12 protein-coding genes are annotated in these 24,758 nt (G+C 63.2%); 11 read left to right on the plus strand and 1 reads right to left on the minus strand.

The annotated features are described in order from the left end of the window. Positions 1-69: 69 nt before the first annotated feature. The 11 genes from J3P76_RS11705 (at position 70) to J3P76_RS11755 (ending at position 23,074) form a co-directional block, all read left to right on the plus strand. On the plus strand, positions 70-12,579 hold the full coding sequence (locus J3P76_RS11705; protein ID WP_434701972.1) for a filamentous haemagglutinin family protein: 12,510 nt from the start codon (positions 70-72) through the stop codon (positions 12,577-12,579). Between the two features lie 253 nt (positions 12,580-12,832). Beyond that, positions 12,833-13,432 carry a transposase gene (locus J3P76_RS11710; protein ID WP_420763758.1) on the plus strand — a complete coding sequence of 200 codons (600 nt, stop codon included), beginning with the start codon at positions 12,833-12,835 and terminating at the stop codon, positions 13,430-13,432. A gap of 146 nt (positions 13,433-13,578) precedes the next feature. Further along, the gene (locus tag J3P76_RS11715; RefSeq protein ID WP_434701973.1) at positions 13,579-15,168 is read left to right on the plus strand and encodes a ShlB/FhaC/HecB family hemolysin secretion/activation protein; all 1,590 of its coding nucleotides are present in this window, start codon (positions 13,579-13,581) and stop codon (positions 15,166-15,168) included. 31 nt (positions 15,169-15,199) lie between these two features. After that, on the plus strand, positions 15,200-17,032 hold the full coding sequence (locus J3P76_RS11720; protein WP_434701974.1) for a DUF2341 domain-containing protein: 1,833 nt from the start codon (positions 15,200-15,202) through the stop codon (positions 17,030-17,032). A gap of 10 nt (positions 17,033-17,042) precedes the next feature. Next, complete coding sequence (locus tag J3P76_RS11725; RefSeq protein WP_434559115.1) at positions 17,043-17,468, plus strand: ExbD/TolR family protein; 426 nt, start codon at positions 17,043-17,045, stop codon at positions 17,466-17,468. 3 nt (positions 17,469-17,471) lie between these two features. Continuing rightward, positions 17,472-18,194, plus strand: coding sequence for an energy transducer TonB family protein (locus J3P76_RS11730; protein ID WP_434701975.1), 723 nt, complete (start codon positions 17,472-17,474; stop codon positions 18,192-18,194). A gap of 35 nt (positions 18,195-18,229) precedes the next feature. Further along, a complete protein-coding gene (locus tag J3P76_RS11735; RefSeq protein WP_434559111.1) occupies positions 18,230-19,921 on the plus strand; it encodes a putative porin in 1,692 nt (563 codons plus the stop codon). A gap of 16 nt (positions 19,922-19,937) precedes the next feature. Beyond that, on the plus strand, positions 19,938-20,585 hold the full coding sequence (locus J3P76_RS11740) for a DNA repair protein (protein ID WP_434647670.1): 648 nt from the start codon (positions 19,938-19,940) through the stop codon (positions 20,583-20,585). Between the two features lie 34 nt (positions 20,586-20,619). Further along, positions 20,620-21,102: a YbjN domain-containing protein gene (locus J3P76_RS11745; RefSeq protein ID WP_434605983.1), complete on the plus strand. Its 483-nt coding sequence runs from the start codon at positions 20,620-20,622 to the stop codon at positions 21,100-21,102. Positions 21,103-21,107: 5 nt separating this feature from the next. Further along, on the plus strand, positions 21,108-22,073 hold the full coding sequence (locus J3P76_RS11750; RefSeq protein ID WP_434605981.1) for a peptidylprolyl isomerase: 966 nt from the start codon (positions 21,108-21,110) through the stop codon (positions 22,071-22,073). Between the two features lie 41 nt (positions 22,074-22,114). Next, entirely contained in the window at positions 22,115-23,074 is a 960-nt protein-coding gene (locus J3P76_RS11755; RefSeq protein ID WP_434701976.1) for a LysR substrate-binding domain-containing protein, read from the plus strand. Between the two features lie 21 nt (positions 23,075-23,095). Here J3P76_RS11755 and mqo read toward each other — a convergent pair whose 3' ends face one another. Then, on the minus strand, positions 23,096-24,745 hold the full coding sequence (gene mqo, locus J3P76_RS11760) for a malate dehydrogenase (quinone) (protein WP_434701977.1): 1,650 nt from the start codon (positions 24,743-24,745) through the stop codon (positions 23,096-23,098). Positions 24,746-24,758: the final 13 nt, after the last annotated feature.

The following is a 24,758-nucleotide window of genomic DNA, read 5'->3' on the forward strand; positions in this document are numbered from 1 at the left end:
TTAGTCATTTGTGCGCCTCGTCCCAGAGGTCGCTATCGAATTCGCCCTGCGTAAAAAGGATCCGTAGTGATGCGTTGCCGCCCCCAGAAAGCCACTCGCCGTAATGCTGATTCCGCCGCTGTGCCGTGCCTCAAGCCCTTGGCCCAAGCCATCGCCTTGCTGTTGCTAGCCAACCCCGCCTACGCAGCGACCAGTTTCAGTTCGGCCTGGTTCGCGGCCAAGGGCGCGGCTCCGGCGGCGGGCCCGGCCAGCCCCAGCGCGCCTCGCCCTGGAACGCCTCCACCGCTGGCGCAGCAGCAACGGGTGCAGCAGCAGTTGGGCCGTTCGCTGGCGAACATGAACAGCACGGTGGCGGCCATTGCGGCCAGCCAAGCTGCCCAGGCGGCAGGACGTGCGGCTACCTTTGGCGCACCGCAAACCATCCATAACGGTTTGGGTGGCAATGGCCTGAACGCGGTGATTGGTCCGGACGGCAAGCCGCTGTTCGTCAACGCCAATGGCCCGGTACAGACCGATGCCAATGGCAAGGTCGTGGTGACCGTCAAGCAGACCGCCGACAAGGCCATCCTCAACTGGGACACGTTCAATATCGGCCGTGACACCACCCTGGCGTTTCAACAGGACGCCAGTTGGGCGGCGTTGAACAAGGTCAACAACAGCACCGCGCCGAGCCAGATCCAGGGCCAGATCAAGGCCGACGGCACGGTGATGATTCTCAACAGCAACGGCGTGGTGTTCAGCGGCAGCAGCCAGGTCAACGTGCGTAACCTGGTGGCGGCCGCCACGGATTTCAGCGACGAACAGTTCAAGACCGGTGGCCTCTACAACGCCAACGCGGCGAGCTTTACCAACGCCCAGGGCGGGATCCGGGTGGAGAAGGGCGCGCAGATTTCCACGGCCGCCCCGAGCAAATCGACCGCCGGTGGCGGCTATGTGTTGTTGCTGGGCAAAAACGTCGACAACGCGGGCACCATCAGTACCCCGCGTGGACAGACCGTGCTGGCGGCGGGCGGCAGCTTTACCATCAAGAAGGGCTTCGCCAGCGATGGTAACTCGACGTCGACCACGCGCGGCAATGAAGTCATCGCCCACCAGGATGGCGGCACGGGCGCCGGCCGGGTGAGCAACACAGGATTATTGATGGCGGCCAGCGGTGATGTGACGCTGACCGGCAATCAAGTGCGGCAGAACGGCGTAGCCGTGGCCAGCACTTCGGCGGACACCCGTGGCACGCTGCACCTCACGGCGCGAGGCAGCGATGCCAGCGTGGCCCTGGGCGAGGGCAGCACCACGGCGATTCTAGTGGATGCCAGCGCGAAGGCTCTGGACAGCCAACGCGACAGTGCCTTGAAACCGATCGTCAGCCAGGACGGCAAAGTCATTCCAGCGGACACCTATCGCCGCGACCTGTCCCTGGTGCAGATCGACAGCGCCGGCAGCGTCGATTTCCAGAAGGGATCGATCACCCTCGCCACGGGCGGTCAGGTGGCGGTGAACGCCGGCACCCGCAGCCTGGTGCGCGACGGTGCGGTGATCGACGTCTCCGGCGCCACCGGCGTCAAGGTGGCGATGGAAGCCAACAGCATCAAGGTCAACATCCAGGGAAACGAGCAGCGCGATGCCGCCGGCAACCGGGATGAAGGTGCGTTGAACAACAATGATGTTTGGGTGGATGCCCGAGAGTTGGTATTCGTACCCGCCGGCACCAACGGCTACGCCACTGATCGCTGGTACACCGCCGGTGGTCTGCTGGAAGTCAGCGGCTACCTCGGTACTCAGGGCCACAGCGCCGCCGAATGGATGGCCCAGGGCGGCACCGTGAGTTTTACCGGTAATGATGTGGTGACCCAGGCCGGCTCGCAGGTCAATCTGTCCGGCGGCACGCTGGATGTGCAGAGCGGCACCGTCAAGCAGACCTGGCTCAAGGGCGCCGATGGCCGCTTGTATGAACTCAACAGTGCGCCTGGGGACATGCTCTACACCGGGATCTACAAGGGATACGAAGACCACACCCAGCGCTGGGGACAAACGAAGTATTACTACAATCCCTTGATTGCTCCACGTTCGCGCCAGGAGGCCGGCTACACGGTCGGCCGCGACGCCGGCACCCTGGTGATCGGGACTAAAAACGCGGTGCTCGAAGGCACGCTCGCCAGCGATACCTTCCAGGGTGACCGTCAGACCCGCGCCGCCCAGGCCGGCCTGGATGGCTACCAGCAATCGCAGAAAGCGGTGGCCCGTGGCGGGCAGTTGGTGGTCGGCTCGTACGTGCCGTTCTACGTGAAGGAAAGCGGCACTGTGGAATATGCCCTTGGCGCCACGGCCAATACCTTGAAGAACGTGATCTTCGGCCAAGACGCGGCGGGCGTTGCCGGTAGCGTCGGTCTGGACGGTGCCTTGCCGACGGATCGCCAGGGCACGTTGTACCTGGACAGTAACCAGCTCAACGGCTTCAAGCTCGGTGCCGTCAAGGTCGCTGCGAGCGAAGGCATCACAGTCAACGGTGCGTTGCAGGTGGCTCCGGCCGGTTCCATCAGCCTGTTTGGCCCGAAGGTGGCCGTGAATGCCAATCTTACTGCCCACGCTGGTGCCATTCAGGTAGGCAGGGATTTCGTCCAGGTCGACGGCACGATGCCAGTTGCCGGCGCGTCCTCGGTCAGGGTGGCTGACCGGGTGCGTCTGGATGCCAGCGGGCTGTGGAGCAATCTACAACTGGACCCTGGCGATATCAGCGCCTTGCCTTACCAGAACGGCGGCAGCATCGCCCTGAAAGCCGGCGGCGCCATCGTGCTGGGTGCCGGCAGCGTGCTGGACGTTTCTTCCGGAGCGGCACTGCTCAACTCAGGCAAGTTCCAGGGCGGCAAGGGCGGCGATGTCACCTTGAGCACTCTCACGGGCGAATTGAGCCTGGGCGGCGAATTGCGGGGCCAGGGTGTAAAGGGCGGCGGCACTCTTCAAATGCAGGCCGGTAAAGTGCTGATCAGTGACACCGCGACGTCGGCGGCGGAAGGTACCTTGCTGCTCCATGGCGACTTCTTCAAAAAAGGCTTTTCCGCCTACGACATCATCGGCAACGACGGCCTTGAGGTTGCCGAGGGCACCCGGGTCGATGTCACCATGCCGGTTTATCGCCAAGGTGCTGGCGCGCCTGGGGTCGCCACCGGTGGTGCATCGGGCAGCGCGCTGGAAACCTGGACGCCGCCGCTGTACCTCGAAGACGCCAGCAAGGGCGTGCTGACCCAGCGCCAGGGTGCCAGCCTGTCCTTGCAAGCCGGCAGCCAGCAAACCGGCGCGGCGAATGTCGCCACGGCTGACCTGCTGGTGGGCAAGTCGGCGGTGTTGAATGTCGACCCCGGACAAGCGATCCGCTTGACGGGCATTGGCCAAATCACCGTGGACGGCACCTTGAATGCCTGGGGCGGCTCGATCACTGTCGGCTCCGCGCCTGGGCCGCAAGCGGCGGTCATACCGCCCGGTGACAACTTCAAGTCGATCTGGATCGGCGAGAACGCGGTCCTGGACGTAGCCGCTCGCGCCGCCACCGCCACGGGTACCAGGGGGACCCAATACGGGTTCGTGCGTAACGGCGGAAGTATCGTCATCGGTGGTGAAATCGACCATGCGACGGGCGACGGCGGCGGTATCGGAAAATTCATCGTGGTGCGCGAAGGCGCGTTGCTCGATGCTTCGGGTGCCCAGGCGGTGCTGGATGACGCGGGGCAACGCCGAGTGGTTGCCAGCCACGGCGGCGACATCAGTTTTGGCTCGACCAGTGGGCTTTACCTGGACGGTCAGTTCAAGGCTGCCGCCGGCGGTGCCGGAGCGGCGGGCGGGAGCTTGTCGGTCGGGCTCGGGGCGACGGTTTATTTGAACAGCTCGGATTTGCCGGACAACCAGCGCAAGACTCGCGAACTGATTATCGAGCAGCACCATTCCGCGACGGGTATCACGGCCGGGAGCGCGCCAGAGCAGGGCGCCTCCCTGCTGGAGCACGGCTATGCACGGCTTGCGGTGGATCAGGTCGAGGCCGGCGGCTTTGATACGTTGTCCCTTTTCAGTACCGGTCTGCTGACCTTCGATGGCAATGTCAACCTGACGATGGCCAATGCGCTTCAGCTCTACGCGGGTGCGTACGGCATGGCGGAGACAGCGGCGGCGGACTCGGTGGTCAAACTGCGCGGTAACTATGTGCGCTTGGCCGGCGCGCAAGATAATACGACCGCCGGGGCTGACAACAGCAGCACCGGCATAGGGCTGGCGCCTTCGGCACGACCTGCCGCAGGGCAGTTGTTGGTGTCAGCGACCGGGTTGCTTGAGGTTCGCGACGCGGTGAGGATCGGTGGCAGCGGAACGCTGACGATGGCCCAGGGCGAAGTTCGAAACGTCGATCGTCGTGGTTTTGCGGATTTGCAATTGAACAGCCAGGGTGACATTCGGATGGCGAGCAGCCAGGCCGATCATAAAATGTTACTTCGAACGCCCGTCGTCCTGGGCCTCACCGCCGCGCAGATCTATCCCGGCACCGGCGTGCAAGGGACGCTGACCGCCAAGCGCATGGACATAGGCCGCAACGGCTCGGCGATTCCCTCGGTGCCTTATTCCGCGTTCGGCGAGTTGCGGCTTGAAGCGGATGTCATCAACCAGGGCGGCATTCTGCGAGCGCCATTGGGCAACCTGATCATCGGCCAGACGGCGCTGGAAACGGAGGGGCGACCTGGCAGTGACGTGAACCTGCTGTCAGGCAGCCTGACCTCCGTCAGCGGCGCGGGGCTCGTCATGCCCTATGGCGGAACAGCGGATGGCAAGTCCTACGTGTTCGATGGCGTGACGCTCGACAAGAGCCTGCTGCGGCCCGCCCTCAATGGCGTGCCGGGAAAGATAGATCTGGTGGGCGAGACCATCGACGTCGCGGCGGGAGCCGTGGTGGACGTGTCCGGTGGGGGTGAATTGACCGGCGCCGGGTTCATCTCGGGGCGTGGCGGCTCCACTGACGCGCGCTTCAACCCCTTGGTGCAGTTCGGTTCGGACGGTTTCCTGTTACCGGCACTGAGCAGCAACCCGGTCTACGCCATCGTTCCTGGCGTACAGACCGGCTATGCGCCCGTGGGCGGTGAAGCCGGCGCCGTCGCCCCCTTGGCCGGCCAACAGATTACCCTCGGTGCCGGCGTCCCCGGCTTGCCGGCCGGCACCTATACCTTGCTGCCCTCGACCTACGCGCTGCTGCCGGGTGCGTTTCGCATCGAGGTCAACGGCCTGGCCGGGCAGGGCGGGGTGGTGCCGACCCAGGCCATGCGTAACGGCTCCTGGGCAACGGCCGGTACCCTCGGCATTGCCGGCACCGGCGTACGCGACAGTCTGGCGAGCCAGGTGATCGTCACCGCGGCCGATACGCTGCGCCGCTATTCGCAGTACAACGAGACCAGCTTCAGTCAGTTCGCCCTGGCGGACGCGGCGCGCCTGGGCGTGCCCGCCGTCCTGCTGCCCCGGGATGCCAAGGCGTTCAACGTCACGTTCGAGCGCAACCAGAGTGACCAACCGAGCTTCAGTTTTGCCGGCAAACTGCTGAGCAAAGCAGCCAAAGAGGGTCGCGGCAGCACCACCTCACTCACGTTGGTCAGGGCCGGGGACCTGGAAATCATCAAGGCTGGACAGGTAGCCAACGCCGGATTGAACGGTGTAACCCTGACCGACGATGCGGTGAACGCCATCGGCGCCAGCAGCCTGTTCATCGGCGGTTATGCCTTGGCCCGCTATGGCCAGGGCGGTAACTTCCTTGAGTTCGGAGATGGTAATGGCTCCGTCGCCAGGACCCAAAATATCACCTTGCGCAGCGGCGCGACCTTGCGGGCACCTGAAGTGTTCCTGGTGACGTCCAGCCCGAATGGCGGCATCACCGTGGAGCAGGGCGCGTCGATCAATACGCTGGGCATGGGCGCCGTGGCCCGTGACTCGCGTGATGGCTATCTCTACAACCCCGGCCGCAACAGCGTGCTCGCCGTCTCCAATGGCTACGTGAACATGCTGGCACCTGCGGCGCCCAACCCGATGACGCCGGACAGCGCACCTGGCATTATCCGCATCGGTGTATGCGATGGTGTTTGCAGCGGTACAACCCGTTTGTACTCCGAAGGCACCATCGCTTCGGCCACGGACAATCGCTTCGAGCTGACGGATGCCGTACGCTTCGGTACCCGTAACCTGACCCTGGCGGTTGGCGGCATCAACGTTGGCAGCGCCGAGACCCTGGCCGACCTGGCGTCACGCAATCTGTTGCCCAGCGGGCTGACACTCAACCAGCAGGTGCTCGACCGCCTGTTGCAGGGCGATACCAGCGCTGGCGCGCCGGCGCTCGAAACCCTGGTGCTGGGCGCGCGCGATTCACTGAATTTCTATGGCAACGCCAGCCTCGATACCTTTGACGCTGTGACCGGCAAGTCGCGGCTCAAGGAATTGGTGCTTGGCACTCCAGCGATCTATGGCAAAGGCAATGCCAATGAAACGGCGCTGATTCGCACCGGTAACCTGATCTGGAATGGGGTGCAAAACGAGGCTGGCAGCATCGTGGCCGGCGGCGCGGGCACCGGCACGGGCAACCTGCAGATCGATGCCCAACGCATCGAGTTTGGTTATGCCCCAGCCACCGAGTCCAAGGCGGCCAAGGCCTATGACCGGCTTGCACTGGGATTTGCCAACGTCAATCTCAACGCCAGCGAACGCATCACCGCCAACCATAAGGGTGGCCTGCTGGTTTACCAGCGTCAGGGTGAATACATCACAGGCAAGGGGTTCCAGTACAGCGGCGGCAACCTGAACATCCTCACGCCGTTGATGACCGGCGAGGCCGGGTCGGTCAACCGGATCACCGCAGGCGGCAATATCCGTGTCAGCGCTCCGTCGGGCAGTCGCTTGCCGGTGGCCAGCGCCGATAGCTTGGGCGCCGAGCTGGCGTTGAACGGCAAGAACGTGCGGGTCGAAGGCAACGTGGTACTGCCCAGCGGCAAGCTGACCCTCAGCGCCGAGGATGAATTGACCCTCACCGATGCCGCGCGCCTCGACCTGGCCGGACGCAAAATCACCTTCAACGATGTCAGCAAGTACAGCTGGGGTGGTGACCTGATCCTCGAAAGCCGCAACGGCAATATCCGCCAGGCCGCCGGCTCGGTGATCGATCTCTCCGCCGTGAACAACCAGGCCGGGACCCTCAAGGCCACCGCATTGGCGGCGGCCGCTGGCAAGGTCGACCTGGCGGGCAGCGTGCTGGGCAGCAGCAGCGGCTACTACGATGCGGGCGGCACCGCGGTGCCCTACAAGGCCGGCAGCGTGGACATCCGCGCCCAACGCCTGGGCGATGGCAGCCTGAGCGATGACTTCGCCGCCCTCAACCAACGCCTGAACCAGGGCCAGGTCTTCGGCGGCCGCAGCTTCCAGCTCAAGCAGGGTGACCTGGTGATCGGCGATGGCCTCAAGGCCGGCGTGATCAGCGTGTCAGTGGACAGCGGCAAACTCACCGTCAACGGCACCGTGGACGCCAGTGGCGAGCGCGTGGGGTCCATTCGCCTGGCGGGCAAGCAAGGCTTGACCGTGGGCGGCGACGCGGTGCTCGACGCCCACGGCCGCGTGCTGCGGGTGGACAGTTACGGCCAGATCATCGATTCGCCGAACCGCGCCATGGTTGAGCTCAGTTCCGGAGATGGCCTGCTGACGCTGGCCGGTGGCGCGCGCATCGATTTGCGCCATGGCACCGCCACCACGGTCGGCCACGACGGCAAGGCCCGTGGCACCCTGGAGCTGAATGCGCCACGCCTGGGCGGGGCCACGGCCGGCGACATCGCCATCGACGCCAGCGGCAACCTGAACATCCAGGGCGCCAAGCTGATCGCGCTCAATGGCGTGCAACGCTACGACGATGCCGCCTACGGCACCGACCCGGCGGCCAGTGGCCGGCCGTACCAAGTCATCAATCAGGACTACCTCAACGGTATCCATGACGACAACCGCGACTTTATCGACAATGCCTTGAACAACAATGGCTTACGCGATGGCAAGCTGGCGGGCCTCAACAATGCCGCCTATCGCAACGCTTTCCACCTGCGCCCCGGCGTCGAAATCGTCAGTGCCACCGCCGACGGTGACCTGGTGGTGCAGGGCGACCTGGACCTGTCCGGCTATCGCTACGCCAGCCTCAATCCGCTGACACCCCAAACGTCTGTATACGGTTCCGGCGAAGTCGGCAGCCTGGTACTGCGTGCCGGGGGCGACCTGACCGTGCTTGGCAGCATCAACGATGGTTTCGCGCCGCCGCCAGAAACACCGGACGACGATGGTTGGGTGTTGACCCCCGGCAAGCAAATGTTCAACGGCGATGTGATCGTGCCGCGAGCGGGCATTGAATTGCAGGACGGCACCACGTTCCTGTCCGGCGCGACCCTCAACTACGACCTGCCACTGCAAGCCATTACCCTGGCCGCGGGAACCCGCCTGCCCGTGGACGGCGAGTTGGCCGAAGCGATTTCATTGCCTGCCGGCACTGTTTTGGCGGCAGATATCCGTTATAGCGATGGCCGTGTGGCCTATGCCGCCGGTACACGCCTGACGGCCGATCTGACCGTGGCTCAAGGAATGGTCCTTGGAGGTGGTTCGGTGTTGATCGGCGATACCGCCTTGACCGGATTGGTCTGGCCAAAAGGTGTGGCCCTGCCCAGCCGTCCGGCAAGTTCGGTGACAGTTCATAGCCCAAGCACCGTGGTTCAGGCGGGCGCGCTGCTCTTGCCTTTGGGCGCGCTGATACCCGCGGGTACCGACGTGAAGCTGGCCGCAGGCGTGGAAAAAATCAATCTGCGCGGCGGCGATGGCAAGGGCCGTAACTGGGCGATAGCCCCGATGTTGGCCGAGGGCTCGCAGTCCTGGTCGTTGCGTGCCGTGGCGGGCGCCGATTTGCAGGCCGCTGATACCCGCCTGGCCAATCCTTATGCCGAGCATGGACGCTTCACGGTGGCCGACACTCACTATGGAATGCTGGCCAAGGCGGGTGGCTTGGTGTTGACCGATCAAGCCTCGCTCGACTATTACGGTGACTTGAGCTACTCCGGGCGGCCTGTCGCCGAGTTGGCTGACCTCTACGGCATAAGCGTCGACGAGTTCTGCGGGCAGGGGGCAGGGCTCTGTGTCGCTGCGGGGCGGACGCTGACCGAGCAAGCCTCGCTCGACTATTTCGGTGACCTGACTTATGTCGGGCGACCGGTGGCGGAACTGGCGGACCTGTATGGCATGTCCGAGGACGAATTCTGTTCGCAAGCGCCCGGGTTATGCATCGGTGGGAGCGTTTACACCTACGTGGTGGGCACCAGCAGCTTCAGTGTTCTTCGTACCGGTACCGGCGATCTGGACTTGATCAGCGCGGGTGATTTCAGCATGCAGTCGCTGTTTGGCATTTATACCGCGGGCACCTCGTCCTTGAGCCTGGCTGACTCGGCGGGCTACAACCTTGCGCGAGGCGTCTCGCTGAATAAAACCGGCCTGCCGACTGACTCGATTCTGGGGAACGGTGACAGCCCTTATGAACGCTTGGTGGATGGCGGCGCAGACAGCCGATATCGCGCATGGTATCCAGACCATGGCGGTAATCTGCTGCTGTCGGTGGGCGGCGATTTGGCCGGTGACATAGTCGGCAGAAAACAAAGTACTCTCGTGACCGAAGACGCACCGCAGATAGAGAGCTCGGGGGTTGGGAATTGGTTGTGGCGCCAGGGCGATGGTGACGGTACGCCTACCGCCTGGTGGATTAACTTCGGCACTTATGTGCCCCATGGCACCGATCCGGTATTGAACGGTTTTACCGGTATCGGCACCTTGGGTGGCGGCAACGTGGATGTGCGAGTCGCAGGCGACGCGGGTATGTTGGCCCCCCGTGGAGAGCGAGGTGAGCAGAGCGCCAGTCGCAGTCAGGGGATCGTCTTGGCGGTCGGCTCGACCGGGCGCATGGTGGACGGTCAATTGAAGTTCACGGGTGGCGGTGACCTGTCGCTGACAATCGGCGGCGCGCTCAACCCTTCACTGGAGGCTAGGGCGTTTCTCGACTTAGCCGGCCAGCCGGTTGATTCGCGCCATGACATGAATGGCAGCCTGACGAACTTGCGGGGTTCGCTGAGGGCCAGTGCCGGTTCGTTCGGCGGCATGGAATTGATCAACGGTCCGGACAAGGTTTCGCAGGACCCCCGAGAGATCCGTGCCTACAACCCATACGATGCAACGATGGCCAGCGCGACCGGTGGACTGCTGCTGGTACCCGGCGATGCCACCGCCAGTCTGGATGCCCGTGGCGATCTCGTACTTGGCGGCGCAGTGGACCCGGGCCGTGCGCCGACACGAGTCGCCCAGTCGGTGGACCTGGGCGGCGGGACCAGAGGCCCCGGATATTCCTGGTTCAGCCTGTGGACCGACCATACCGCTATCGATCTGTTTGCCGCCGGAGGGAACCTTACGCCTTCGACCCAAGGCGCAGAGCTTTCGATTGGCGTCAATACCGCCACGCCTCGTAGCGGCATGGACTATTCGCAAACCGACGGGCGTTTCGTCTATCCGTCGATTTTGCGGGTAGCCGCGCCCTCAGGCAGTCTGTATTACGGGCCCTCATCACGCGGGGTAGGGGGTTTTGTGACCCCCTATTCCTTGATCCTGGCGCCTGGAAACCAGGCGCAGCTGGAATTTCTCGCTGGGGATTCGATTTATGCGGGAGGCTACGCAATATCACCCACCCGTGCTCCGGCAAGCAGCCTGACGACCCCAGACAATCCTGCGTTCTATTACAAGGACGAGTCGGGCGGGCTGCATGGCGATCTGGAAGGGGCGAGTGCGACCCCCTCGGTAAGGAGTATCGGAATGGGCTTGTTCGCGTTTGGCGGTACAGGGTCTGGCGGAGATTATCGAGGCGCGGACCAGCCGGTACGCTTCTACGCCGTCAGGGGCGATATCGTTGGGTTGCGCACGGGTGAGTTGATTGCCATTAGTGCCGGTCGCTGGGCCGGCGAGACCTGGTACGAGGCCGCCAGCCCCGCATGGATCATGGCGGGGCGGGATATCGTTAACAGTGGTGACATTGCGGGCACTTCACTGACGCAGTTTGAAAGCTCGCCCATCAGCACCGGCAACCTGTTCGTCCACGACGACCCCACCGACATCTCCATTGTCTCCGCCGGCCGGGACATTCTCTACAGCACTTTCAATGTCGCCGGCCCCGGCACGCTGGAGATCAGCGCCGGGCGCAATATCCTGATGGAAGACCAGGCCGCGGTGACCAGCCTCGGTCCGGTGAAGTCCGGTGACAACCGCCCAGGCGCAAGCATCGTGATGCAAGCCGGCGTGGGCGCGACGGGGCCGGATTACCTGGGCTTCGTGCGGCAATACCTGGACCCGGCCAACCTGGCGGACGCCGCTGTCGGCCTGGCCCAACAGCCGGGCAAGGTGGCGAAAACCTATGAGGTCGAGTTGGCGGCCTGGCTGGCGTCGCGGTATGGCTTCAGCGGTGAGGCCGATCAGGCGCAGGCTTATTTCGCCGCGTTGCCGGCCGAGCAGCAGCGGGTGTTCGCCCGCGAGGTGTACTTTGCCGAGCTGCGTGCCGGTGGTCGCGAGTACAACAACGCCAGCAGTCCTCGTTCCGGTAGCTACTTGCGTGGTCGCAACGCCATCGCCGCGCTGTTTCCGACCCACGACGTGGCTGGCAACCCGCTGGCTTACCAGGGCGATATCACGATGTTCGGCGGCGCTGGGGTGCACACCAACTTTGGTGGCGATATCCAGATGCTGACGCCAGGCGGGCAGCAGATTTTTGGTATCGAAGGCGAAGCGCCGCCGTCCAGTGCCGGGGTCATCACTCAAGGTGTCGGCGACATCCAGTTGTTCAGCAACGGCAGCGTGTTGCTGGGACAAAGCCGGATCATGACCACCTTTGGCGGCGACATCCTCGCCTGGTCGGCGACGGGTGATATCAACGCCGGTCGCGGTTCGAAAACTACCCTGGTGTACACACCGCCCAAGCGCGTCTACGACAACTGGGGCAACGTCACCCTGTCGTCGTCGGTGCCGAGCACTGGCGCCGGTATCGCCACGCTCAACCCCATCGCCGAGGTCGCGCCGGGCGATATCGACCTGCTCGCGCCGCTCGGCACCATCGACGCGGGAGAGGCGGGCATCCGGGTCTCGGGCAACATCAACATTGCCGCGTTGCATGTAGTGAACGCCGCCAACATCCAGGTGCAAGGCAAGTCCAACGGCGTGCCGGTCAGCGCGGTGGTCAACACTGGCGCACTGACCAACGCCAGCTCCGCCGCAGCGTCGGCGAGCGATGCCGCCGAAGGCGTCGCGCGCGAGCAACAGGCCGCGTCGCGCAACCGTATGCCATCGGTGTTCAGCGTGCAGGTCCTGGGCTTCGGCAACGAACGTCTGGCGCCGTCCCAGGAAGGCGCCAGCCGGGCACCGGACCCTGAACCGAACAACAGCGTGCGGGTATTGGGCGCCGGACGGTTGGACGACCAGGCGCGTAATCAGTTGACCCCGGAGGAACAGCGCAACCTGACGCTCTAAGAAACATCAAAAAAACCCCGGGCGACAGGCAACTGTCGCCCTTTTTTGTGGGCGCTCGGTCGCTGTCGGTAACCGTTCATGAAGATTCGATGACAAAAGTTCGGTAGTGGCAGGTGGCCGGGGTCAAGGTTGTGTGAAACGGCAACGGCGCAGGAACGCCGTGGACGAAAAGGCCTTATGCAGGGAAGCCGGACAACTTTTTTCTGGCGCTATTTCGCGCTGGATGCCAGGTGTGACAGGGGCATTGGGGTCTATGGAAAGTTACTCGAAAGTGGGCATGCAGGAGCTGGACCAGCGCCTGTCGAAAATTGTTGAAGCCGCGCGCAAAAAACCGGTCTCGGTGTACCGCTACGGCGCGCCTTGGGTGTGGATTGTGTCCCAGGACGATTGGCAGAGTGCCTTGAAGGAACTGTCCAGCTACGTGCCGCCAGGTCATTCCCTGGTGATGTTGCGCCCGCAAATCGAGGAGCTGCTGGAGGCCGCGTCCGAGCCCTTGCAGCAATGGGCCCGGGAACACCACATCCAGGTGCCGGTACCGGCCTTGATGCTCGCGTTGCTTTTGCAACTGCTGTACTCGCTGCCCAGTGAAAAACAGTTGTACGAGCAGCTCAATTACAACCTGTTGTTCCGCTGGTTTGTGGGCCTTGAGCTGAACCAGCGGGTCTGGGCGTTCTCGGTCTTTGTGCGCGATATCGGCGAGCTGCTGGACAGCCCGCACGCGGCGAAATTGCTCGAGCGCATCGTCAGTGAAGTGTTCTGCGGCGACCTGATGCACATGCCGGAGTTTTCGCTGAACTTCGCCTTGTTGCACACCTGGCTTTCCAGGCACGCAGGCCATTCCAAACGCAAATAAACCGTCAGGCAACAACACGATGCAAAGCGGCGCGTCATGCGGCGCGCGGCTTTGTAGCAGGCGCTGCGCGCGTGGCGCAATTGAATCGAGGGGGATGTGTGGATCATTGGGACTTCAACATCGGCCGGTGCAGGCCATACCTGCCCATGGCGCTCGCGCTGATGCTCGTCGCCGAGGCGCCAACGCTGTGGGCCGAGGAAGCCGATACAGCGGCCGAGGCCGGAACGCCTGCGCGCCTGGTGGACGTGAATGAGTACGTGGTGCGCGGCAACACCGTGCTCGATGCCCGGGAAATCGAAGAGGCGGTGTATGCGTTCCTGGGGCCGCAACGCAAGCTCACCGATATCGAAGGCGCACGCGATGCCCTGCAACAGCGCTACCAGGCCAAGGGTTACCAGTCGGTGTTCGTCGAACTGCCGGAGCAGCAGGTCGAAGGCGGCGTGGTGTACCTGCAGGTCAGCGAAACCAGGATCGGCCGGGTACGCGTGGTCGGCACCGAGCACTATTCGCCGGTCAATGTCCGCGAAGAAGTGCCGGCACTGGAAGAGGGCAAAGTGGCCGATTTCGCCGCGGTGCAAAGCCAGTTGGCCGTGGCCAACCGCAACCCTGGGCGTCAGGTGGTACCGGTGGTGCGCGAAGGGCAACGTCCGGGAACCATGGATGTCGACCTGCAAGTCGAAGACAAGAATCCCTGGCAAGCCAGTGTCGGGCTGAACAATGACTACAGCGCCGACACCGAAAAACTGCGTTCGGTGGTCACGCTGGGCCACAACAACCTCTGGCAACGCGGCCACTCGGCCTCGCTGACTTATTTCACCGCCCCCCAAGACCGGGACAACGCGCAAGTCTGGTCGGGATCCTATAACGCGCCCCTGAGCGAGCGTTGGAACGTTCAGTTGTCCGGCTACCAGTCCGACAGCAACGTCGCGACCATCGGCGGCAGCAACGTATTGGGCAAGGGGCATTCCTATGGTGCGTCGCTGATCTACAACGTGCCGCCCCAGGGCGTTTGGGCCAACTCGCTGTCGGTGGGCGTGGACTTCAAGGATTTCGAGGAGGCCCTGCAATTTGGCGGCTCCAGTGATGAAGTGCCGATCAAGTACGCGCCCATCACCCTTGCCTACAACGGCTTTCGCTACACCGAAACCTCACAGTTCGGCCTGGGCCTGAGCATCGTTGCCGGCACCCGCAGCTTCTTCGGTTATGGCAGCGACGCCGATGAATTTCGGGCCAAGCGCTACGAGGCCAATCCCAGCTTCGCCGTGTTCAAGGGCGACAGCACCTTCACCCGGAATTTTTCCGGGGACTGGCAAGCGGCAAGCAAGCTGAGCTTCCAATTGGCCTCCGGGCCGCTGGTCTCCAACGAACAGTTTTCCGCCGGTGGCGCCACCAGTGTGCGCGGTTATCTCGCTGCGGAACGCACTGGCGATGATGGCGTGCTGTTTTCCCAGGAACTGCGCACACCGTCGTTGAGCAAGCACCTGGGCAAAGGCATCGGCAGCTACGTCGACAACTGGCGTTTATACATCTTTGCCGAAGGCGCGCAGTTGGCCCTGCAAGACGCGCTGCCCGACCAGGAGGCCGACTACAGCCTGGCGAGTATCGGCTTCGGCACCCGCGCCACGTTGCGCGAATGGCTGTCGGGCAGCCTCGACTGGGGCCTGCCGCTCAAGGACGGCCCGAACACCCGCAAACACGATTCACGCGTGCACTTCAATGTGCAGGCGACCTTTTGACCGGTAGGCACAGACCTTGGAGCACTCCGTTATGCATCGCTTGATTTTCATTCTTCTCGCTTGCCTGGGCCTCGTGCTGCCGGCAACGGCCAGCGCTTGGTGGCAGGACGATTGGCACTACCGCAAACAGATCAGCATCGACACCACGCCCCAGGGCGCGGCGATCAGCCAGGCGGTGGGGCGCACCTCGCTGCTGGTGCGTTTGCACACCGGCAATTTCACCTTTGACGGTGTCAACGAAAACGGCTCGGACATTCGCTTTGTCGCCGCCGACGACCACACCGTGCTCAACCACCAGATTGAGAGCTTCGATCCGCTGATGGGCATGGCCTTGATCTGGGTGGACGTGCCCATGGTGGAGGGGGGCAAGCGCTCGGACATCTGGATGTACTACGGCAACCCGAAAGCACCGGCCACCAGCAATCCCCAGTTGGCGTTCGATGCCGATTACAGCCTGGTCTATCACTTCGATGGTGCCGTTGGCGCACCACCGCGTGATGCCAGCGCCTTTGCCAACCACGCGCAGAACGCCCCGGCAAACATCATTGACGGTGTCATCGGGCGCTCGGCACAGCTCAACGGTCAGCCGCTGTTGCTGCCGGCCAGTCCATCCCTGGGCGTGAGCGCGGGTGGTGCGTTGACCTTCAGCACCTGGTTGCGAATGGAGCAGGGCGCAGGCGAGCAACTGCTGCTGGCCCGTCGTGATGCCGGCAATGCGCTGCTGGTGGGCGTGAACCAAGGCGTGCCCTTTGTGGAAGTGAACGGCCAGCGCGCCGTGGCCAACCAGGCCGTGGCACTGGGACAATGGCAACACTTGGCGTTGACGGCTGACGCCAGCGGGTTGCGTTTGTATGTGAATGGAAAGCCGGCGGCGAGCCTGGCGCAACCGTTGCCGGCCTTGCAGGGTGCGATTGCCATCGGCGCCGACTCACCGGCCGCCGTCGATGCCGGCGCGGTGGCACCGACCGCTACGTATCAAGCCTTCACCGGCGCCCTCGATGAACTGCGCTTGTCCCGCGTCGCCCGTTTGCCTGAACAGATCCTGGCCGATGCCACCGCCCAGGGCGCCGAGTCGCGCCTGGTGGTTTACGGGGTGGACGAAGAACAGTCCGGCTTTGGTTTCGGCAGCCTGGGTTTCTTGCTCAATGCGGTGCCGCTGGACGCCTGGGTGATCATCGCCGTCCTGGTGCTGATGATGCTGCAGTCGTGGGTGATCATGGTGCGCAAGAGCCGCAATGTCAGCCGAGTCAGCCATGCCAACGAAGTCTTCCGCAGTCATTTCGCCAAGGTCGGGACACGGCTGGAACTGCTTGCAGATGACCGCGACCTGGCGCAGCGCCTGGCGGACTCGTCGCTGTGGCGCCTGTATACGGTGGCGGTGGCCGAGATCCGCACCCGTCGCGACCAGGGCGCCGATACGTCGTCGATTTCCGCCGCCACCATCGAAGCCATCCGTTGCTCCATGGACGGCGTCCGGACGCGCGAAAACCAGCAGCTCAGCGCCAAGCTGTCGACCCTGTCCAACGCCATTGCCGGCGGGCCCTACATCGGCCTGCTGGGGACGGTGCTGGGGATCATGGTGGTGTTCCTCGGCACCGCCATGGCCGGTGATGTGAACATCAACGCCATCGCCCCCGGCATGGCGGCTGCGTTGCTGGCCACCGCCATGGGGTTGTTCGTCGCGATTCCGGCGCTATTTGGCTACAACCGCCTGACCACGCGAAACAAGGAAGTCAGCGCCGACATGCGGGTATTCGTCGACGAGTTCATCACCCGCCTGGCCGAAGTCCACGGCGAAAGCCAGTCCAGTGAAGCGGCGCATCGACGGGGCAACCACGTCGCCAGCCCGTCGTTGACGGTGTAAGGGAGCGACCATGGCCAACCTCAATAGCGCCTCGGACGACGACGAAGATGCCGCCGTCGATACCATCAACATCACGCCACTGGTGGATGTGCTCATGGTGGTGCTGGTGATGTTTATTCTCACCGCCACCGCCCAGGTCTCCGGGATCCAGATCAACCTGCCGAAGGCCAGCTCGACCATTTCGCTTTCGCAGCCCAAGACCAAGGCGATTTCCATCAATGATGGCGGCCAGGTGTTCCTCGATGCTTACCCGGTCACCCTTAACGAACTGGAAGATCGCTTGCGCATCGAGAAAGCCCAGAGCCCGGATTTTCCGATCATCGTGCGCGGTGACTCGGCCGTGCAGTACCAGAAAGTCGTTGAAGTGCTGGACCTGTTGCGCCGCCTGGAGTTGTCCCAGGTGGGCCTGGTCACCGGCAAACCGAGCCAGGGCTGAGTCATGACGTCTTTTCCTGAACAGCCGCAAAACGAACGCCTGGAACGACAGCGGGACGGCACCGGCAGGGTGCGCCGCGTATTGCAGTGGACCATCGGTTTGCTGGTGGGCGCGGGCCTGGCCTGGCTGCTGTGGACATGGGCCAACGACATGAGCGGCATCCGTCGCGAGGCGCCGAAGATTCCCGCGATCATTCCGTTGCCGCCACCGCCGCCTCCGCCCCCGGAAAAACCGCCGGAGCCGGAAAAGCCGGTGGAAGAAAAAATCGTCGAGCCCGAACCCACGCCCGAACCGGAGGAAGTCAAGCCGGAGGAAGAAGCACCGCCTTCACCCGCCGAGGACCTGGCCGACCCGATGCAAATGGACAGCGACGCCCAGGCTGGCTCCGACGCTTTCAATATCGGCGCGGGCAAGGGCGGCGGGATGGCTGGCGCCGGTGGCGGACGCCTCGGCAACGGCACCTACAGCCAGTTCCTTGCCTACAGCTTCCAGCGCTTGCTGCGCGAGTCGCCCGAGCTGCGCAACCTGGCGTTCCGCCTGGAGGCCGACGTCTGGCTGGACCAGGCCGGTCGCGTGACGCGCGTGGAGCTGGGACGCAGCAGTGGCGATGCCGAACTCGACGCCAAGGTCCTGGCGACCTTGCGCGCTTCACCCCATCTGGAACGTCCACCCGCCTCGTTGCAGGTGCCGGTGCGTATCCGCCTACAAGGACGCCGACCGGGCTGAGCCGGGTCGACAAGAGACCATTAGGAGTTGTGTTCATGATCTGCAAAATCAATCGAGTGGCGCTGGGCGTCGGCCTGGTGATCGCCAGCCTGGCGGGCAGCGCGTTGGCGCAGACACCCTCGCAGAACGCGACGGTCAATCTGATTCGCCTGTTGGTGCAACAAGGCGTGCTCAAGCAGGACCAGGCGCAAGCGCTGATCGATCAGGCCGAAGCCGAGGCCGTGCAAGCCCGGCAGGCCGCCGCGACTGCCGCGCCGGTGCCAGCGCCCGGCGCGCCGGGGGAGGTGCGGGTGCAATACGTGCCGGCCATCGTTCGGGAACAGATTCGCGACCAGGTGAAAGCCGAAGTGATCGCCCAGGCCAAACAGGAAAACTGGGCCCAGCCCAACACCTTCCCCGACTGGGTCTCACGCATCACCTTTGAAGGCGACGTGCGCTTGCGCAACGAGTCGCGCTTCTACTCGGGCAGCAACAGCAACGAGATCGTCGACTTCGCCGAGCTCAACAACAGCGGGCCTTATGACGTCAACCCCAACAGCGGCTCGCAACTTCCGCCGTTGCTCAATACCCGCGAAGACCGCGAGAACATGCTGCGCCTGCGGGCTCGCATGGGGATGCGCGCCGCGCTTTCCCCGCAATGGACAGCGGCTATCCGCCTGGGCACGGGATCGGACAGCAGTCCTGTCTCCACCACCCAGACCCTCGGCGGCGGCTTTGACAAAAAGGACCTGTGGCTCGATCAGGGCTACCTCAACTATCGCCCCACCAAGGAACTGAGCTTCACCGGCGGGCGCATGCCCAACCCGTTCATGTCCACCGATCTGCTGTATTCCAACGATCTCAATTTCGACGGCTTGGCCGGCTCGTTCAATCACCCGTTGAGCCGCGACCTGGCAATGTTCGGCACCCTCGGTGCGTTCCCGGTGGAGTACAGCTCCGACAGCGCGTCGAGCGATGGTTTCAACAAGGAAGACAGCGAGAACAAGTGGCTCTACGGCGCCCAGCTTGGCGCAACCTGGGCGTTTGCGCCGGACAACAGCATCAAAGGGGCACTGGCTTACTACCAGTTTGACGACATCGAAGGGCGGCGCTCCAACCCTTGCGCTATCTACGACGGCGCGCCGGCCTGTGACAGTGACGAAACGCGTCCGGCGTTCATGCAAAAGGGCAACACCCTGATGGAACTGCGCAACCTGGTGCCTGACCCTTCCGCGCCGACCACGTCGCCGCAACCACAGTTCGTGGGCCTGGCCTCGGAGTTCAACGTGCTTGACCTCAATCTGGTCTGGGACACCTTGCTGTTCGACGATCTCAAGTTGCGCAGCCAGGGCAACTACCTGGTCAACCTCGGCTACGACGAAGGCAAGATGCGCAAGCGCTCGGCCGGTGCGCTGGTCAACAACGTGGACGAAAACGGTGACATCGAAAGCGGCGATACCGCCTGGATGCTGCAGTTCACCTTGGGCAGTTCCCTGGACCTGAAGAAGCGCGGCGATTGGAACCTGTTCGCCGGCTACAAATACATCGAGCCGGACGCCTTGCCGGACGGCTTCAACGACTCCTCGTTCCACCTCGGCGGCACCAACGCCAAGGGTTATTTCCTCGGCGGCAACTACGGCATCGAAGACAACGTCTTCGCGACCGCGCGCTGGTTGAGCAGCGAAGAAGTCTACGGCGCGCCGTTCGATATCGACGTTCTGCAACTTGAGCTCAACACGCGCTTCTAGCGCCGGGAGAGACAGCATGAAAAAGTCATTTCATCCCGCGATCCACGCCGTGGTGCTGCTGTTGGGGCTCGGTGCAGCCCTGGGCGCATCGGCGCAAACCTTGGAAGAACGCCTGCGTGCCCAGTTGCGCAGTACCACTCAACAGCTGCAAACCTTGCAGAGCGAACAGGCGCAAGGCGCCGCCGCGCGCCAGGCAGCACAAACCGAGCTGAGCGCGGCACAAGCGCAAATCAAGCAACTGACCGCCGAACTCGCCAAGGCCCGCAGCCAGAGCGAACAACTGGGCGCGCAACAGGACGCCGTACGCAGCAGCGCCCAGGCGCAGATCGCGGCCAGTACCGAGCAGGTCGGCAAGTTCAAACAAGCTTATGAAGAGCTGCTGGGCCGCGCACGGGGTATAGAGGCGGCGCGCGCCACGCTGCAAGCCAGCCTGACCAGTCGGGACAGTGAAGTGCAGCAGTGCGTGGCGAAAAACCAAGAGATGTACGGCATCGCCAAGGAGATCCTCACTGCCTACGAAAACATCGAGGTCAGCGACGTATTGAAGATCCGCCAACCCTTCGCCAGTGGGGCGCGGGTGAAGTTCGAAGAATTGGCGCAGCGCTACGGCGATGCGCTGTACCAGACCCAGTTCGATGCCGCCAAGTCCACTGCCGGCAACTAACCATTGATCAAATGACCATAAGGAACATCCTGTCATGACCGCACAGACACTGATCCATAGCATCACTCCCGAGCAACTGGGCGAATTACTGCAAGCCTCCGGTTATCGTGTCAATCGTACCGAGCAAGGCGCCGTGGTTCAGTTGTTGAGCGCCAGCCAGGGCATTGGTTTTGCCGTGCGTTTCGGCAACCCGGCCGCCACCGAGGGCAGCTTTGTCGATTTCACGTTCAGTTGCGCGTTGCGCATCGAGGGCCAATTGCCTGACGGTCTGGTCCAGGTATGGAATGCCAGTCGCCGCTTTGCCCGCCTGAGTCGCCAGGGCGATTTCCTGGTGATGGAAATGGATGCCATCGTTGCCGCCGGTGTCAGTGAAGACCACGTGCGTGGCGTGCTGGAACTCTGGGACCGCCTGTTGCAGGAGTTCGTGGTGTACCTGCGCGACTACAGCCAGCACACACGCGAGCAGCACAAAGACGGTGCGGATGTAACGCAGGAAGCTGCGGTCGAAGAGGTCTGATTACGATGAACAGGTTTAGTAGACTGGCTGGCATCAGTGCGGCTGTCCTGATGCTCGGCGGCATTGTGCTGACGGTGATCTCCAACCCTGACGGCGTATCCCAAGCCTCGGTGCCTGCGGCACAACCGAAACCCGCCAGAGCCCCGGCCGAGGCTGCACCGGCCGTGGCCAGTCTGGGCGAACTGCAACTGAGCAGCGCCGAGCTCAACGCTGTGTTGAGCGCGCTCACACCGCAGGTGCGCGAGCAGCTGCGCGGCAATCGTGGTGCGCTGGAGGGGTGGGTCCGAGCGCGCCTGGCAGAGAAAGCCCTGTTGCAGCAGGCCGACGCCCAAGGTTGGCAGGAGCGTCCGGACATCCAACAGATGACCCGCGCGGCTACCGAACAGATTTTGCTGCGCACTTACTTGCAATCCGTCAGCCAGGTCCCCGCCGACTATCCGGATGACCAAGCCCTGCAACAGGCTTACGAGAGCGCCAAGGACAAGCTGCAAAGCCCGGCGCTGTACCGAGTCAGCCAGATTTTCATCGCGGTTGAGCCGGGAGCCAACGAAGAACCGCTGCGCAAGAAAGCCACCGAGCTGGCTCGTCGTGCCCAGGCCCCCAACGCGGATTTCGCCGACCTCGCCCGGCAGTTTTCCGAGGACCAGGCGACGGCCCAACGGGGCGGTGACAGCGGCTTGCAACCGTTGCAGCAATATGTGCCGGAGATGCGCCAAGTCTTGAGCCGACAACGGGTCGGCAGCGTCTCCGACGCGTTGCGTAGCCAGGCGGGTTTTCACATCCTCAAACTGACCGACATGCAGCCGGCACGCGCCGCCAGCCTGGATGAAGTTCGTGAACAACTGCGCGAGGCGCTGCGCAATCAGCGCCAGGAACAAGTGGCCAGGGCCTATATGGAAGGGCTGGTGAGCAAGGCAACGCTGAGCATCGATGGCGCGCAACTGAATCAGGCATTGGAGTCTGTACGTTAAGCGGTCCGGCAATTCGAGGGTCACCTTAGGGAGGAGGGCGTATGGCGTTGGAGGAGGTTGATCTCATTCACGAGTGTGCGCGGCAGGCCACCTCGGTAGGTACCGATGTCTTGAACGGCTTCAAGGATCTCCAGGCATTGGAGTTCTTCCTGGTGGCGGCCCGTTGCAGCTGTTTTATGCAGGCGGCGCGGAGCCTCAACGTCAAAGCTTCGTTGTTGCGCAAAAAAGTTTCGCGGCTATCGAGCCATTACGGGCGTCCTTTGTTCGAGCACCGAGGCAATGCGCTGGTGCTCAGCCAGGACGGTCGTCATCTGCGCAGCCAGTTGCTGGCCCACCGTGCGTTGCTGGCATTGCCCGGCACGTCCGACGAGGACCCGGCGCTGGTTCGTGTGGCCGTGGCGGAGCCCTTGTTGCATGACATCCTTAATCGCGACCTGCTCGGCTTCCTGCGCCAGCACGCCAACGTACGCCTGAACCTGCTGCGCCTCGACAGCGAACCGGTCGAGGCGGATGTCATCGTCTGGCTCGCCGACTCGCAAGTCGTGGCTCCGAGGCTGTCGTTTCCGGTGGCCGAGCTCAGTTGTCTCGCCGAACTGGAATACATTCCGCACATCGCCAAGCGTTATTCACGGGAAGCGAGCCGCCCGCGCAGCCTGGTCGAACTGCAGGACTACATGTTGGTGAGCCTGCACAGCCACGCGGACATTGCTTCCCTGCAGCCTTGGAATAGAGCAGTCGAGGCGCGTCGTTCTGGCGTCACCCACGTGAATTCCTATGAATTGATGCGCCAGATGATCCAGTGGAGCGCTTGCGTGGGCCTGCTGCCGCATTACGTAGGCGCGCTCGAAAAAAACCTGCAGCCGCTACCCGAGTTGTTCGGCCGGGACATGACGATGCAGGTCTGGATGGCCGTGCACGGCGACGAAGCACACCGGGAAGAAGTCGCCCGGCTGGCGGCGCTGGTCCGCGCGGCGTTTGAGGAACACCGGGAATGGTTCTAGCCCGTGCCGGCCAGCCCTCCTTCACAACGCCAGGTCCGGGTCGGAGTCGCTGTGCTTCTGGCCCACCGGATCGCTGTTGGTCGGAGCCTTCGGCTCACTGTTGCCACGAATATCCGGTGGCGGTGTCAGTTGTAACACGTCGCTGGTGTATTTCCATTCCTCGTAGACACGGTCAGGATCGTCGTTGAGGCGTGTCCCATAGCTGGGCACGATCTTGTGCAGCTTTTGCTGCCAGGCCGGGGAGGCGACCTTGTCCTTGAAGACCCGTTGCATCACTTCAAGCATGATCGGGGCCGCCGTCGATGCGCCAGGGGACGCGCCAAGCAGGCCGGCGATGCTGCCGTCCTGGGAGGCCACCACTTCGGTGCCCAACTTCAGCACGCCGCCTTTTTCCTCATCGCGCTTGATGACCTGCACCCGTTGGCCGGCTTGCCAGAGGCGCCAGTCTTCCTGCTTGGCCTGGGGGAAATACTCCTGCAAGGCCTTGAAACGATCATCATCCGACAGCATGAGCTGGCCGGCCAGGTATTCAACCAAGGGGTATTGCTCGATGCCGACCTTGGTCATGGGCCAGACATTGTGCGTGGTCATGCTGGTGAACAGGTCGAAGTAGGAACCTTCCTTGAGAAACTTGGTGGAGAAGGTCGCAAATGGCCCGAACAGGACGACGCGCTTGCCGTCCAGTACCCGCGTATCCAAATGAGGCACCGACATCGGCGGCGCGCCGGTGGACGCAATCCCGTAGGCCTTTGCCATGTGTCGTTCGGCAACGCTGGGGTTCTCGGCGACCAGGAACGAGCCGCCGACCGGGAAGCCCGCGTATTCGTCAGCCTCTGGAATGCCTGACTTCTGCAACAGATGCAGGGCGCCGCCGCCTGCGCCGATAAACAGGAACTTGGCGTCGGTGGCGCTCGTTTCGCCGTCTTTGAGGTTCTTGTATTCAACGTGCCAGGTACCGTCGTCATTGCGGGTGATGTCGCGCACTTCGCTGGACAGCTTCAGGCTGAAGTTGGGTTTGCTTTGCAGATAGCTGACGTACTGGCGGGTGATTTCACCAAAGTTCACATCGGTGCCGATCGGCGCCCAAGTGGCCGCGAGCTTTTGATTCGGATCGCGGCCTTCCATCATCAAGGGCACCCACTTCTTGATCTGCTCCGGGTCTTCCGAATATTGCATTGGGCGGAACAAGGGGCTCGCCTGCAGCGCTTCGTAGCGTTTGCGCAGGAACTTGATGTTGTCGTCACCCCATACAAAGCTCATGTGCGGGGTGGAGTTGATAAACGAACGGGGGTTTTTCAAGACGCCGCTCTTGACCTGCCACGCCAGGAACTGCCGGGTGATCTGGAAGGCCTCGTTGATCTCGATGGCCTTGGTAATGTTGACGTTGCCTTGGTCGTCCATCGGCGTGTAGTTCAGCTCGGCCAGCGCCGAATGGCCGGTGCCGGCGTTATTCCAGCCGTTGGAGCTTTCTTCGGCCACGGCATCCAGGCGTTCGACCATTTCCATCGACCAGCCCGGTTCTAGCTCGTTGAGCCATATGCCCAAGGTTGAACTCATGATGCCGCCGCCCACCAGCAGCACATCGACTTTTTTCGTTTCCGCGGCCTGGGCACCGTTGACGCTCAATGAGAGAGCGACGGTCAGCAGGGTCGCAATGATTGCAGTGTTCATAGTTCCATCCTCG

Source organism: Pseudomonas sp. D1-36, assembly GCF_051132205.1.
Classification (GTDB): Bacteria; Pseudomonadota; Gammaproteobacteria; order Pseudomonadales; family Pseudomonadaceae; genus Aquipseudomonas.